Origin of the sequence: Peribacillus asahii, from assembly GCF_004006295.1 — a bacterium.
Classification (GTDB): Bacteria; Bacillota; Bacilli; order Bacillales; family DSM-1321; genus Peribacillus; species Peribacillus asahii_A.
Window position 1 is genome coordinate 4,438,294 of sequence record NZ_CP026095.1, and the last position, 15,474, is coordinate 4,453,767.

Below are 15,474 nucleotides of genomic sequence, written 5' to 3' on the forward strand. Positions count from 1 at the left end.
TGCCCGTAAAGGTCCGATTAGTTCAACTAACCATCGGCGGAGCCCCGCTGATGGTTAGTTGAACTTTATAAAAAACAAGGCTGTCCCAAAAGTATGCAACTTTGGTGCAGCCTCGTTTTTTTGAAATAAAGAATGTCACCCATGCACGATTTAAACAGTCGCTTGACTACGTTGTTTCATTTTATCTTCGCGGAATTTCTTTTGTTCCTTTTTGGACATGGCTTTATAGTCTTTCAAAAACTGTTCGTATTGCGGCATTACTTCTTCAATCGTTCCATATGCCTTTAGCTCACCATATTCAAGCCAAACCGCTTTTTGACAAAATTTCTTCATTTGCCCAAGTGAATGACTAATGAAAAACATCGTCTTCCCTTTCGCTTTGAACTCGTTCATTTTATCTAAACACTTCTCAGCAAAGTTCTTGTCTCCAACAGACAACGCTTCATCAATAATTAATACATCTGGATCAATATGAACTGAAATCGAAAAACCTAGGCGTGACTTCATCCCGCTTGAATAGGATTTAACCGGCTGGTCGATGAATTTTCCAAGCTCTGAAAACTCAATAATTTCTGGCTCCAGCTCTTGAATTTGTTTTTTATCAAAGCCGAGCATGAGCATTTTTAACTCAATATTATCGCGACCTGTCAATTTATTATTCAGCCCAGATGATACTGCGATTAATGCCGATTTCCCTTCTACCTGCACCGTACCTTCTGTGGGCGGGACAATCCCCGCGATAATATTAGAAAGCGTTGATTTACCCGAACCATTGATGCCGACAAACCCAATGACATCGCCTTTTTCCGCCTCAAAACTAACATTTCTAAGCGCAAAATACTCTTCCCCATACTCTTTTGGCAGCAATAAATCCAAAAGCTTGTCGGAGTTCTTTTTATATAATTTATATTTTTTCGTTACATTTTTAACGATAACTGATTTTTCCATCCTTATCACGTCCCGTTTACTTGAAGTCCACAAAGCGATCTCTAAATTTCACATGTAATGAAGAACCGATGAGGAAGAAAACAATCACAACAAACCAGAAATAAAGCGTATATTCCCAGTTTCCAATGAAATACCACGATTCTCCAAGCAGTGAAGCGCGATAGCCTTCTACGATATAATATAACGGATTCAACTTCATAATCTGAACAATCAATGGATGGTCTTTCGCATCCAATACCCATAGAATTGGCGTTAAATAAAACAAAATTCGCATTAAAGCTGCTACCATATTGTTTACGTCACGGATAATTGTCGATAACGTTGACGTAATTAACCCGAATGAAACGAGTAAAATAATCGTAGCCAATATATAATAAGGAAGCTGAACAATATACACTGTAGGAAGATAGCCTGTTGTAGCTAGAAGAACGATAATGACACCTAATAGCATAAAATGTTGATACAGCTTCGCAACAATAACATAAGTCGGTATAACGCTCATTGGAAAGCTCATCTTCGAAACCATTGTTAAACGCGAATAAATGGATTTCGAGGCTTGTGTCGTTGCTGGATTCACAAAAAACCACACAACAATCCCTGCCATTAACCAAGGAAGAAAATCATGACCATCCACTTTTTCACGATTAAAAATACCAAACCCAAATACAAACCAAAAAATCGCAATTTGAATCATTGGGTTAATAATTTCCCATAAAACCCCTAAATAGTTGCCGCTATTGGCACTTTTCATCTCATAAGCCGACAAGCGCCTCACTAAATAGAAATGATTAATTTGTTCTTTTAAAACAGTCCACGCTGCACTCATAAGTTATTTACCCAGACCTTCCTAAAAACACTTTTTCTACGACACGGCGAGAAGCTTCACCATCTTCTAACGAACAAAATCTATCGTAGAAGGAGTCGTTCTTTGCATCTGCATCAGCTAAAGAGCGAATGCTTGCAATCACTTCATCTGTCGTTTTCACTAACGGACCTGGTGCTGTCGCTTCAAAGTCAAAATAAAATCCGCGAAGCTTGTCTCGATACTTGTCAATATCATATACATAAAACAGCATCGGCCGCTTTAAATTGGCATAATCAAAGAACACCGATGAATAGTCGGTTAAAATTAAATCAGAAATTAAATACAAATGACTGATATCGCCATAGTTTGAAAAATTATAAGCAAATCCTTCGTAGGAAGATAAATCTAAGTTTTCGGCAATCAAATAATGCAAACGCAAAAGAATTACATACTCTTGTCCTAATTCTTCGCGCATTTTATGAAGATCCAGCTGCAAATCAAATTTATATTTGCCTTTGCCATAAAACTCATCATCTCTCCACGTTGGTGCATAAAGAATCACCTTTTTATCTAATGGAATCCCCATTTTTTGCTTCAATGAATCGATTGTATCACGATTGTTCCCATTGTACAGTATATCATTGCGTGGATAGCCAGTTTCAATAATTTTAGACGGGCTGACATTGAATGCACGAGCAAAAATTTCCGTCGAGTACGCATTCGGTGAAATTAAATAATCCCACTTACTCGATTCCTCATGAAAATTCTTCTTATATTTTTCCGTATCCGTGCCAGGCATATGTACTTCTTTCATATCTGCTGCTAATTTCTTCAAAGGTGTTCCATGCCATGTTTGTAAATAAGTAGTGTGCTTGGGCTTTGGAATCCAAAGCGGCAAACGACTATTCGATACCCAAAAGCGGGCACGTGTCATTTTCAAAAGCCAAGGAATCGTAAAACGGGCCACATAAGGAATACCTGCATCCTCAAAGGTTTTGGTATACCGTTTATCCACACTCCAATACATCTTATATTCCGGATGATGGTTTTGCAAATACTCATAAATCGCTCGCGGATTGCAGCTATACTGCTTGCCAAGAAAGCTTTCAAACATCACAAGCTTTCTATCAACAGGCAACACTTTCCCTGCAATGCCGAAAGCGACTTTATATGCATTCGTAAGCATCGTCTTTAGTTTATGCGTCAATGATGCCATATACTATATACTTCTCCTTCCTAAGAAAAGCGTAGGGCGCCTTTCCCTTCCGAAGCAAGGCGCCTGCAGCCAGACAAACAAAACGTGCTGAAATTCCAGAACAATATATTAATCCTTAAAAACCAAATCTACTGCTCTTTCACTTGCTTTTCCATCTTCTAGGCCGCAATATTTGGACCTAAAAGCACGATACTTTGTCTCATATTTCTTATTTATCTCATCTAAATGCAGCACTGCATCGATAATGTCTTCTGTTGTTTTCAATAATGGACCTGGGGCCTCATCTTCAAAGTCGATATAGAACCCTCTCAGATTATCTCGGTAATCATCTAAATCATACGTATAATACAGGATTGGTCTATTCGTATTAGCAAAATCAAACATAACAGAAGAATAATCGGTCATTAATATATCACTAATTAAGTAAAGCTCTTGTATATCAGGATATTTCGATACATTCATCACAAAGTCTCGATACTCTTCTGGAATCGTTAAATTATTGCTAATAACGACGTGCATACGTAACAATAGAATATATTCATCCCCAAGCGCTTGTTTCATCGCTTCTAAATCAAAATTAAGTTCAAACACAAATTTATTGTTTTTCGATGTTTGATTGTCGCGGAACGTTGGCGCATATAAAATCACTTTCTTGTCGCTCGGTAATTTTAATTTACGAACAATCTCCTTCGATAATCCATCGACGTCATCTCGGTAAAACAAATCATTTCTCGGATAACCCACTTCAAGCATTTCTTTCTCATAACGAAAGGCGCTTCTAAATGCTTTTGACGCATATGGGCTAGGTGAAATTAAGTAATCCCATGTTTTCGTCGCATGATGCACTCTATTTAAATATTCATCGTCTCTTCCTTGAATATTTTCAATATCAAATTGCATTTTCTTCAGCGGCGTTCCATGCCACGTTTGAAGATACGTCGTTTCCTTCCGCTTACTTAAGTAAGTTGGGAAGTTTTGATTGTTCACCCAATAGCCCGCTTTTGCTAAATAATAATAATATTCGGGGCTCAATCGCTGAATCCGCTTCGTCTGCTTATCCTTAACTGGTAGATTCTTATTATAAACCCATACTTTTTTATAAGGAGCGTCCCTTTTTAACAGCTCTTCATAAATATATTTTGGACTATCAGAAAACTGTTTTCCAAGTCCACTTTCAAACAGGATTAAATTTTTATCAACCGGAATAACCTTTGACATCACTTTATAAGCTTTTTTCATAATCGGGAAATAATGCTTGCTCTTTCTAAAGCGATTTTTCAACACATTGGAAACAGGGTGATGAACAGCTTTCGCGACTAAGCCCTCTTCTTTTTCAGCTTCCTGAACCGCTTCATATATACGCTCACTTGAATTTAAATCTCGATATTTAATAAAACGATTGGCTCTTTCAATATACTCTTCCTTCATGATGAAATCACTGTTAGCAGACTCTTCAAGCTTCACGAGCAAGTCCTCAAGCTCATTGACGATATCTCCCGGAAGATCTTTATCTAAATTCAAATGTGACGGGCGTTTCCCAATAAACCGGCTTCTATCAAATTGATAATAGATGACAGGTTTGTGTAGAAAACTAAAGTCAAAGGCGACACTTGAATAGTCCGTAATCATAATCGCACTTTCTTTAATCAAACGCTGTACATCCACTTCCCCTTGACTAATGACTTTAACAGGAGCATCTTGGAAATAATGCGTAAACTTTTGCATATTCGGATGCAAGCAAAAGATAATTTCAAACTGATGTGTTTTCGCAAGTGAATGCAAATCAGGATGATGAATCAGCTGTTGATAGCGCTCGAAATATTCACTTTCCAAAAACGCCTCGTCCGATGTAATCCAGTCTCTCCAAGTCGGAATAACTAATAGCTGCTTTTTCACAGCGACATCTTTTTCAAACAGCTTATCAAAACGCGAAAGCCCCGTGACAAACACTTCATTTTCATCATAGCCAAAGTCCGTGACAATCATATCTTTTTCAAAATCAGAGCTCACGAGGAAAATATCCGTATTAAAACCTGAAGACGAATTTTTCCCATAATTGGCGACCATATTCTTCGTCCCCATAACCCCATGCTGAAGAAATACTTTTAACGCCTTCACTTTTCTTTTAAAAGAACCTGTACGGATTGGATATAAATAATCCGGATGATGCGATGAAATGACTCTCGTTGAAATAAGTGTCTTCATAATATGTTCTTTTGATTTGAAATATAAAACATTGCCTAACGGTTCCACATTTTTTGCTTCTGGAGATTCTTTTTCAATCACATAGTAGACTTCTTTGTCAGGGTAGTTCTGTCTCATATGCTTAAAGAAATGATATCCCGTATCCTGTGCTTTATAAGTTCGTTCTCCAACGATCCACACATCATCTTTCTTATGAGCGGCTCGCAGAAGCTTCGACCAACGCATTTTCTTTTTTAAGAAACGATACGTTTCCACAGGAAAGTTGTACACTTCTAACGAAAGATTGGAGGCTTTAAAGGTAAAATAAGGATTAATGACCGCTACTGCATCATTTTTTTGTACAGAATCTTCCTTAATAAATAACTTCACTCTTGTCGTCGGACGGCCAATCCGCACTAATTTCTCTTCTTCTTGATCATGCAGCTCTAAATTTAAATAAAAATCGTATATGTCATCTTCCCATTGATCACTCACTAAATGTTCACGGTCAAACTCCAATACATATTCATAACGATTTAGGCCATACTTCTTTATCGTGGCCTCTTCTTTATGAAGAAAAGAAACATGTGCAGAATATTCCTTCTTATTATTTCTTCCTCTAACAACCCCTTCTCCAGATACAATTCTAGAGTTCTTCGTAAACATTTTTCCTTCGATAACCATCTTATTTGCTTGATTTTGAATTTTATCAATCTGTAACTTAATAGAAGGAGATAGAATGACATTATAAGCAAAGGATATATTCCCTTTTTTCGTTATAATAAATCCGCCTTGTTTCTCTCCCGATTGATGCGCCTGTGTCTGTTGAATAACTGTATTTTGAAAGCGTCCAAAACGAATGAAGTATTCGGCTACTTTCACTCCATTTTCCTCGAAAAACTCCGCTTGCTCTTCAATTCGTTCTAACGTTTTTTCTGCTAATTCTTCAACAGGAACCTGTACTTTGAGATAACAATCGTATATCGTTGGTTCAAGATCTTGAAACTTGTTCAGCAACTCTTCCAAATTAACCTGAAATAGAAAGTTAGGAGTCGGAGCAATTTCTGCAACCTTTATTACATCTTCTTCCTCTCTTCTAGATCTAAACCACAGTTCCTTGGCACAGTAATACTCTTTAGAAAACTCTCCTTGGATTGTAACGTTTTCTTTATCTTGCACAATCGATATATTGTGCTTCAATTTCACTTTAGGTCTTTTCTTATATAGTAAATTTCGAAAAGAACTCCATCTCATAGAAATCACCCATAATTCTTAGTTTAAGTTAGGCTTTTTACGGCTGTTTAGTACCTTTAAAATCATATACGTTTTTTTATTTTTTCTCAATAGTGCTATACTTTTGTGCCATTTGTTTCATTTTATTAGTTTGTACCGTCCTGAGAAAGGGCAGGAGGCGCTCTACTTATTCAAAAAATTCTCGTTTTTCTTCTATAATATGTCCATTTAGACGCGAACTACTTCGCCTCTATTCATCCTATTTTACAAGCTCATTACAAATACGTTACAAAATTAAACATCCCTCATTTCCTTTACATCACATGCTAGAATTAATAGGTTAATAGATTATTATGGATACTCTAGCAATTTTAACGAAATGAGGAGAATGTATGCTGCAAAAGATTCGCAACTATTTTTTCACGCTGCTATTTGTACTCGCTCTGCTGCCTCTTTCAACTTCTATCGCTTCCGCTGCTACTACTTTGCAAGGTGTAGCGTTAGATGGTTCCACGAAGGTGTACGAGCAAACAAACACAAGTTCAACAGTTTTAAAAAGCTATAGTCAAGGAACGATTCTTCGTTACCAAGCATATAGTGACAATTGGTATAAGGCGTCGGTCTATGTAAGTGGCAAAGCCGTTACTGGTTACATCCATCAAGACGATGTTGAAACGGCGACGACATCCCCTGTGTCTGTCTCTGTAATCGGTTTAGATCAACCAACGAACGTATACACTAAAGCTTCAACAAGCTCTGCTACAGTAAAATCATACGCTCAAGGAACGATTCTTAAAATGCAAACCTTCACATCTAAATGGTATGCTGCAACTGTATATGTGAATGGCGAAAAGAAAACAGGCTATATTTATAAAGGCGATGTTGAAAAGATCATTACATCTCCAGAACCTGTTTCTGGAATCGGTTTAAAGCAGCCAACAAACGTCTATGCGAAAGCTTCTACAAGTGCTACTAAGTTAAAGTCTTATGCACAAGGAACGATTCTCAAAATGCAAACTTTCACATCTAAATGGTATGCTGCAACCGTATATGTGAATGGCGAAAAGAAAACAGGCTATATTCACGTCAATGATATTGAGAAAATTTGGACTTCCAAGCAACAACTTTTGGAAGGTGCAGCTTTAAAAAATCCAACCAACGTATATAGTAAAGCATCTACCAATGCTTCTGTATTAAGAAGCTATACGCAAAGTAAAGTGTTAAAATACCGAACATTTTCTGAGAATTGGTATACGGCAACCATATACATATCAGGAACATCAACAACTGGTTACATACATAAAGACGATGTCAAAGGTTTATCTTACTATAACTTAACAGTAGATGAAGCGACAGCAATGCAAGTCAAAGTGAATCCTATGACAGATGAGTCCGGCTCTTGGAAAGCAGCCAATGCAACACAAGTTAAACATTACGTAGATCCAACGAACTTCTTAGCGAATGACACATCTTCCTATCAGTTCTTAGTTCTATCAGACCTCGCAGGCACAAAGGCCACAGAACTTAATAATGCTTTATTAAGTGGAAAAGGCATTCTAGCTAATCAAGGAGAAGCCTTCATTACAGCGGCTAAAACACATGGTGTAAATGAAATTTATTTAATTAGCCATGCCTTGCTTGAAACAGGAAATGGCTACTCTACTCTTTCAAATGGTGTAAAAGTAAGCGAAGTAGACGGCGAAGCGGTTACACCAAAAGTCGTTTATAATATGTTCGGAATCGGTGCTAAAGATGCTTGTGCCCTGCAGTGCGGTTCTGAATACGCCTATAAAGCTGGCTGGACAACTCCTGAAAAAGCGATTATCGGCGGTGCACAGTTCATCGGAAATGGTTATGTAAATGCTGGCCAAGATACACTATATAAAATGCGCTGGAATCCAGCAGGTATGGAGAAATACGGATATGCGACACACCAATATGCAACAGATATTGGCTGGGCTGTTAAACAAACCGATCGAATTGCTAAGATGTATGATGCCCTTTCTACATACAATCTTCAATTAGATGTAACAACGTATCTACCAACTTATTAAACTATGAAAAACGCAAGATTGCCCCGAATAGGACACTCTCCCTATTCGGGGTTTTCTATGTTAAAAGGTGATTTATATTGAATATCCACTAGATACATTATAAAATGGAGGATAAATCCGAACGCATTGTAATATTTGAACAATTGATGTTAAAATTTTGTTGTTTCATTGTAAATATAATAGGTTATAATAAAGTAGGCTTATCTTATCTCTTCTCCACTATGATGGACTTTTTCGTTCATAAATATTCTATTGATTATAGATTGAAACGACCTACGGGAGGAAATAAAACATGAAAAAAGTAATCACATATGGAACCTTTGATTTACTTCATTGGGGACATATTAATTTATTAAAGCGCGCTAGAGAATTAGGCGATTATTTAATCGTTGCGATTTCAACAGATGAATTCAATGCATTAAAAGATAAAAAAGCGTACCATAGCTTCGAAAACCGAAAAATGATTTTAGAATCCATTCGTTACGTTGATAAAGTCATTCCAGAAAACAACTGGGAACAAAAGAAAGAAGATATTATTCGCGAAGGCATTGACATCTTTGTTATGGGAGACGATTGGAAAGGCAAATTCGATGAGTTATCAGAAGTATGTGAAGTCGTATACTTGCCAAGAACAATCGGTATCTCTACTTCCCAAATTAAAGATGATCTTTTGCAAGTTAAATAATGACTAGGGAACTTTTTATAGAAGGATATTTACTTTTCATTAAAGTACTATTCTCTATCTGTAAACTCTTCCCTGTACGAAATAAGATTGCCTTTGTCTCTTCGTTCGGTGATAATTGCCAATTTCTTTTGGATGAAATCAATCAACAAAGCATTCCCATTCAAAAAGTATTGTTAACAAAATCAGGCAGCAATCTTGATGCAAAGGGCGATGGACATACCATCGTCCTTCCGTTTGAAACGAAGAATATCTTTCATATGTTACGGGCTTTTTATCATCTTGCTACGTCGAAATGGGTTGTCATCGATAATTACTTTGGCTTTCTTGCTGCCGTTACCTTCAAACAAGAAGTAACCTGTGTACAAGTATGGCACGCAGCAGGAGCGGTTAAACAGTTTGGTCTGCGCGATCCATCTGTTCAATATCGTTCAGCACGAGCTCAAAAACGTTTTTTAGAGGTGTACCGCCGCTTTCATTACGTGACAACCGGCTCAGAGATTATGGCTGATATCTATAAAGAAAGCTTCCAAGTAGAAGATCGCCAAATTTTACGGACAGGTGTACCGAGAACGGATTTCTTTTTTGATGAACAGGCAAAAGAGCGCTCACGCCGCGCTTTTTACCAAGCGTTCCCAGAGCTAAAAACTAAACGAATTATTCTCTATGCCCCAACCTTTCGCGATGAAGAGTTACATGCCGACACCATTGCGTTAGATTTAGATTTGCTGTATAAAGAGCTGCATGAGAAGGATTATGTTGTTTTATTAAAGCTTCATCCTGCTGTAACAATGAATCAAAATATGACGCAGCAATTTCCTGGCTTTGTGTATCAAATAAAACGTGGATTGCAGATAAACGAGCTATTAGTTATAACCGATTTATTAATTACGGACTATTCTTCGATTCCTTTTGAATTTTCTTTCTTCCAAAAGCCCATGCTCTTTTTTGCTTATGATTTAGAACAATATGCTGAGCGTCGCGGTTTTTGGGAAGATTATACAGAAAGTATGCCCGGTCCTATTGTGTATAATACTGAAGAAATTGTCGAAAAAATCCACTCACATGATTTCATGCTTGAAAAAGTGGCACCATTTAACGAGAAATGGAACACCTATTCCAATGGACAATCGAGTAAACAGCTTATAGACCTTTTACTTTCAGCAGAAATGAAAAAAAATGCCCGTGCATAATGCATGGGCATTTTTCGTATGCTAGTTATAACGTGGTACATCATATTCCGCTGTATAGCTATCGAGCAGTGAATATAACTGCTCAAAAGAGCGTGTTTGTTTAACGGCCCAACCGATATCTGTTGCATATTGATGATACGGAACTCCTTTTGTCACAAGAGCCTCTGGATTCCATCTCATTTCATAGAGCGTATCTTGTCCGGCATAAATATAATTTTCAGCGGCAAATTTTGCTCCTTCAATAATCGCTTTATCTGCCGTTGTCCAACCTTCATTGAACGCACGTCTTGCTCCACATTCAAGCGCACAGTTATCATAAGCGCCAATACCGTACATATTATACACTTTTGCTTCATACGACTTGGCATCATTATCTAGCACAACAATTTCTTTCTCACCATTTTCGTTATAAACAATTTTACCTTTACTATCTTTTTTCGTTTGCACTTTCACCCCTGTTGCTAATCGGGATGTACCGTTCCCCGTTTCAAGAGATGAATGAGAGATTAAGTAAATTTCATTCACATCGTACTTAAACCCAGCTTTTAAATAAGCATTGGCTCGATTTTTTAAAATCCCTTTATTGTATAGAATTTTGTTATTCAACTCATCTTCATTTAAAGCAGAGAACGCAGAAAGCTTCACATATTGATAATATTCCTTCTCGTTTTGATTCGTAAAGCTGTCTGGATTCAAGTAATACTTCGTATCAGTTTTTGAAGCATTCACCCAGCTGGTTAAAATTTTATAATAGTCCGTATCATTAAATGACTTTTCACCTTGAATCGTCACGTTCGTATTCGCTTTTAGATTTCCTAATAAGCGGGATGAAGTCGTAATAATCTCAACTTTATCGACCGTTTTTCCGCTCGTTCCTGTAGAAGCTAGTTTCACACTGCTTTTTGGAACATATGCGCCATATTTCTTATCGGTTTGTGGTGAAGTCGTCATTTGCTTCGTTAAAGCTGTATCCAGTGTAATGTTATGGCTACTGTAGGCAACCGACTTCTTTTTTGATTTCTTCGTTACATTCACTTGAATGCGTGCATCCCCTGTATGGTCATAATAGCGTACTTCAATAATTGCAATACCAGGATCTAGCTTGATTTCTTGGTTAAACGTATACGTTCCGTTTTTCCAATAATCAATCTGTTTTTTGCCGTTTACATATACGCGGATACCGTCATTCGCTCCACCAGAGATAATATAAGTACCACCGCTTAGATTAGTTCGCTTCACAAACTTTGCTGAAAACCCATTGCTTGGAATGCCAGAAGCAGGAGATGTTGTGCCCCACTTATAATTCAACTTACTAGCTGTTTGTTTCACTCGACTTCCTTTTAATTCTTTTTGATCATAAAACGTAACATCCCATTTTCCTAGAGGTGTCACAGTGGAGGCCTCTTTTAAATCAACCTGCAATCTTGCACTGCCACTCTCATTGTAGTACTGCACTTTGATTGTATGCGTTCCCTTCTTCAAGGTCAGGTTTTTCTCAAAGTTTCTCGTACCAGGCTTCCACCCATCCACTTGTTTCTTACCGTCTACATAAATTCTGATGCCATCATTGGCTTTGCCCATCAATATGTACTTCGTGTCTTTTGCCACAACTACTTTCTTTTGATACACGGCAGAATACGTTCCTGCTGGAATCTTTGTATGCGGCGCTTTAGAGCCCCAAGAAGCATTCAACGACTTAACGGACGTACTAACTGGTGTTCCAGTGAAGTTTTTACTTGGGAAAAGTAATCCCGTCCACTGCTCTGTTGATAGTTTCACAGCCACTTTATTGACATCTACTGTAATATAGGCCGTCCCTGTTTGATCATAATAGTGGACTTCAATCTTATGCTCGCCTTTTGAAAGCATCACATCTTTGCTAAATATATGTGAGCCAGACTTCCAATCATCCACTTGTTTCTTCCCATCCACATATACTCTCACGCCATCATTTGCTTTACCGGAAATTCGGTAAGCTCCCCCGCTTGAAACGGAAATCGTTTTCGTCATTTTTGCAGAAAAACGATTTTGCGGGATTCCTTTAACAGGATTTGAAGTTCCCCATGAGTAGTTTATACGGTCTGCTTGCTTCTGTACCGTTGAACCTGTAAAGTTCAACTTTGAATAATACGTCACCGTCCACTTACTTTCGCTTGCCTCCGCTTTTGAAATCGCATATTCACTGCTAGTAAATAGACACATAAACAAAGCAAGCACACTAGCAACTAACCATTTTGCCCTAATCACACCTTCACCTCTAATTCTTTTTATTTTACCCTTTCTATAATTATCGGAGAATAAGAGGACTTTGTGAACAAGTTTTGTAGATTTTTGGATAATTTGTATTAATCATAGGATTCCACTATACATCATGCTAAAATTAACTATTATCAAACTAGTTATTATACAAATATATATAAATGACTAGTACGAGGAGATTTATCATGAGAACTTTACTTTCCTTTTTACTTATTTTCACTCTTTATTTAATCAATGGATCGTTAGCAGCAGCGACCGATCCTTCAGCTAATCAATTAATTATTAAATTTAACGATTCAACAAGTTCTACTCAAAAGCAAACGATTTTTCAAACCGTTCACGCCAATGAGCTTTCAACGATTGAAAATGGGAACTTTTCACTTATATCACTCCCGGAAGGAAGCGATTTAAATACGGTCGCTGCTACGCTTTCAGCATTCCAACAAGTAGAATTAGTCGATCGAAACTATGAAGTGACGCCGAATCATACGCCATCTGATCCTTACTATTCAAAGCAATGGCATCTAAAAAAAATCAATATGCCAAAAGCGTGGAATGTCACATTTGGAAGTCCCGATATTAAAGTAGCCGTGATTGATGCCGGGGTTCAAACGAGTCATCCAGACTTAAAAGCACATATCATTGCACCTTACAATGCGCTTACCGGCGGAAAGTCGATACCAGCTAGCGCTCATGGAACCCATGTTGCTGGAATTATCGCTGCCTCAATGAATAAAACAGGTATTACCGGCATTGCACCGAAAGTAAAGATTATTCCTATTAATGTATTCGAAGGTGAAGAAGCCGATATTTATACAGTCGTTGATGGCATCGATTATGCGGTTCAAGCAGGCGCTGATATTATCAATTTAAGCTTAACAACAGAAGATTACACCGATGTACTGGACTATGCTGTTCAAGAAGCCTATAAAAAAGGCGTAATCGTTGTCGCCGCTGCCGGAAACGATAACACAAGTCGCCTTCAGTATCCTGCATCACATAAGCACGTCATTGCAGTGAGTGCGACGACACAAAAGGATACGCGAGCTGCATTTTCTAATTTCGGTTCCTATATTGACCTAGCCGCTCCTGGTGTCGACATCTACTCGACGGTTCCAAAGGGCCGCTACGCGAAAGACAGCGGAACATCCATGGCTGCACCAACCGTCAGCGGAGCTTGTGCTTTAATCTTATCGAAGAATCCGTTCCTTACCCCAACAGAAGTCGAGAATATTTTAAAAAAATCAAGCGTTGATTTAGGAGCTAAAGGACGGGACAAATATTACGGCTACGGAAGAATCAATGCCTATGCAGCCTTAAAACAAACACCTGCACTACCGATGTCAAAGCTTAAACTATCTAGTCGTACGATTGCTTTCAATGGAACAAATAATCTACCTATATCCTTTAGCGCTAAAAAAGGAACAAAAATCTCTTTATATATTAAAAATTCAAAGGGTCAGGTTATTCGAAGACTAGCTACAAATAAAGCCTGGACAGGCGGCACGTACACAAGGAGATGGGATGGAAAAACAGATAGCGGCTCCTTTGCACCATCTGGTCAAATAAAAGTCACAGCTAAAATGAGCAACGGAAAACATTCCGTTTACAGAGTCGCTTATGTCACCGTTCGAAATACGTAAACAAGTAATCACAAATTTATCTAAAATGAGACAAATTCAAACAATATACAAGTACAAAATGGCATATATACCGTAAACACGACAGTAACCGACTCAAATAAACAAAAAAGTAACCATGACCATTAAACTAATTACCAACCAAAAAAATACTTTACTCTAAAAACTTTCCATATTCATGGGAAGTTTTTTTTAGAAATTTGTAATATTTTTTTCAATAAAATCAGTTATATATACCTATTAAACCACTTTGTAATATAACTGTAATATAATTCCCACTCTTTTGTTTGATAGAATAGGAACAAAGATATATGAGAGATTCATGGGAGGTAAACGTTCGTGAAAAAAAGTATTGTCGCTTTTTCAGCAGCAGCTCTGCTATCAGGTCTATTTGTTTCATCTGCTTCAGCCAGTACTTATACTGTCAAAAAAGGCGACACACTTACAAAAATCGCCAAAAAGTATAATTTGACTGTTAACAAGTTAAAAGAATTAAATAACTTAAAGTCTAATACAATCTATGCGAACCAAAAATTAGTGACATCTGCTTCTAAAGCAAAAAAAGAAACGACAGCAGCAAAAGCAACTGTTTCTATCAAAAATGAAAAAACGACTACTTACAAAGTAGTAGCTGGCGATACATTAACCAAGATTGCAAACAAACATAATTTAACATTAGGTGAGTTGAAACAACTAAATAAATTGTCTTCTAATGTCATTAAAGTCGGGGACACATTAATTGTATCCAGCTCATCAACGGAAACCATTATCGACTTACCAGAAGAAACAAAGCCATCAGCTAATACATATGAGAAAGAAAATGGTCCAAACATCGACAAAGTCATCGCAGAAGCCAAAAAGGTAATCGGTACACCTTATTCATGGGCTGGTTCAACTCCTGCAGGCTTTGATTGCAGCGGTTTTGTTTATTATGCATTTAAACAAGCCGGATATAGCATTTCTAGACATTCTTCTTCTACTTATTACGCTCTTGGCAAAAAAGTATCCTCACCACAGCGAGGCGACTTAGTCTTTTTCGCTACAGGCTCAAACAGATCGGTCGTTAACCACCTTGGCATTTATTTAGGCGATAATCAATTTATTCATGCAAGCTCAAGCAAAGGTGTCATGATTAGCTCTGTCAACAGCTCTTACTATAAAAGTAGATTAATAGGCTATAAAAAATTAGACTTTTAAACCACCGAGCTTATTACCAAGCTCGTTTTTTTTATGAAATAACTCAATATTCTATTCAAAAGG

Annotated in this window: 9 protein-coding genes and 1 pseudogene; 5 read left to right on the forward strand and 5 right to left on the reverse strand. The window is 37.5% G+C overall.

Features of this window, described 5'->3' with window-relative positions; genetic code table 11:
* Positions 1-150: 150 nt before the first annotated feature.
* From tagH to BAOM_RS21925, 4 genes and pseudogenes are all read right to left on the reverse strand, one after another.
* A complete protein-coding gene (gene tagH / locus BAOM_RS21910; RefSeq protein ID WP_127762112.1) occupies positions 151-948 on the reverse strand; it encodes a teichoic acids export ABC transporter ATP-binding subunit TagH in 798 nt (265 codons plus the stop codon).
* Between the two features lie 16 nt (positions 949-964).
* Entirely contained in the window at positions 965-1,774 is an 810-nt protein-coding gene (locus tag BAOM_RS21915; protein ID WP_127762113.1) for an ABC transporter permease, read from the reverse strand.
* Positions 1,775-1,781: 7 nt separating this feature from the next.
* Positions 1,782-2,960 (reverse strand): annotated as a pseudogene (locus BAOM_RS21920) (CDP-glycerol glycerophosphotransferase family protein); the annotation flags it as partial.
* A 117-nt stretch (positions 2,961-3,077) separates the two neighbouring features.
* A complete protein-coding gene (locus BAOM_RS21925; protein WP_127762115.1) occupies positions 3,078-6,407 on the reverse strand; it encodes a CDP-glycerol glycerophosphotransferase family protein in 3,330 nt (1,109 codons plus the stop codon).
* Positions 6,408-6,778: 371 nt separating this feature from the next.
* Here BAOM_RS21925 and BAOM_RS21930 point away from each other — a divergent pair, with 371 nt between their 5' ends.
* The 3 genes from BAOM_RS21930 (at position 6,779) to BAOM_RS21940 (ending at position 10,315) form a co-directional block, all read left to right on the forward strand.
* On the forward strand, positions 6,779-8,440 hold the full coding sequence (locus tag BAOM_RS21930) for a glucosaminidase domain-containing protein (protein ID WP_127762116.1): 1,662 nt from the start codon (positions 6,779-6,781) through the stop codon (positions 8,438-8,440).
* 292 nt (positions 8,441-8,732) lie between these two features.
* A complete protein-coding gene (gene tagD / locus BAOM_RS21935) occupies positions 8,733-9,125 on the forward strand; it encodes a glycerol-3-phosphate cytidylyltransferase (protein WP_127762117.1) in 393 nt (130 codons plus the stop codon).
* On the forward strand, positions 9,125-10,315 hold the full coding sequence (locus tag BAOM_RS21940) for a CDP-glycerol glycerophosphotransferase family protein (protein WP_127762118.1): 1,191 nt from the start codon (positions 9,125-9,127) through the stop codon (positions 10,313-10,315). Before tagD ends, BAOM_RS21940 begins: the two co-directional genes overlap by 1 nt.
* Before the next feature lie 21 nt (positions 10,316-10,336).
* Here the strand turns inward: BAOM_RS21940 and BAOM_RS21945 are convergent, their stop codons facing one another.
* Positions 10,337-12,562, reverse strand: a complete 2,226-nt coding sequence (locus BAOM_RS21945) for a PA14 domain-containing protein (RefSeq protein ID WP_127762119.1) — start codon at positions 12,560-12,562, stop codon at positions 10,337-10,339.
* 197 nt (positions 12,563-12,759) lie between these two features.
* Here BAOM_RS21945 and BAOM_RS21950 point away from each other — a divergent pair, with 197 nt between their 5' ends.
* Both BAOM_RS21950 and BAOM_RS21955 read left to right on the forward strand, forming a co-directional pair.
* A complete protein-coding gene (locus tag BAOM_RS21950; RefSeq protein WP_164853309.1) occupies positions 12,760-14,217 on the forward strand; it encodes a S8 family serine peptidase in 1,458 nt (485 codons plus the stop codon).
* A 336-nt stretch (positions 14,218-14,553) separates the two neighbouring features.
* Positions 14,554-15,411, forward strand: coding sequence for a C40 family peptidase (locus BAOM_RS21955; RefSeq protein WP_127762121.1), 858 nt, complete (start codon positions 14,554-14,556; stop codon positions 15,409-15,411).
* Positions 15,412-15,474: the final 63 nt, after the last annotated feature.

What these genes read in the sequence shown, in the direction of transcription:
- BAOM_RS21930 (WP_127762116.1), top strand. Translation starts at nt 6,779, where the DNA reads ATGCTGCAAAAGATTCGCAACTATTTTTTCACGCTGCTATTTGTACTC.
- BAOM_RS21950 (WP_164853309.1), top strand. Translation starts at nt 12,760, where the DNA reads ATGAGAACTTTACTTTCCTTTTTACTTATTTTCACTCTTTATTTAATC.
- BAOM_RS21925 (WP_127762115.1), bottom strand. Translation starts at nt 6,407, where the DNA reads ATGAGATGGAGTTCTTTTCGAAATTTACTATATAAGAAAAGACCTAAA.
- tagD (WP_127762117.1), top strand. Translation starts at nt 8,733, where the DNA reads ATGAAAAAAGTAATCACATATGGAACCTTTGATTTACTTCATTGGGGA.
- BAOM_RS21940 (WP_127762118.1), top strand. Translation starts at nt 9,125, where the DNA reads ATGACTAGGGAACTTTTTATAGAAGGATATTTACTTTTCATTAAAGTA.
- BAOM_RS21915 (WP_127762113.1), bottom strand. Translation starts at nt 1,774, where the DNA reads ATGAGTGCAGCGTGGACTGTTTTAAAAGAACAAATTAATCATTTCTAT.
- tagH (WP_127762112.1), bottom strand. Translation starts at nt 948, where the DNA reads ATGGAAAAATCAGTTATCGTTAAAAATGTAACGAAAAAATATAAATTA.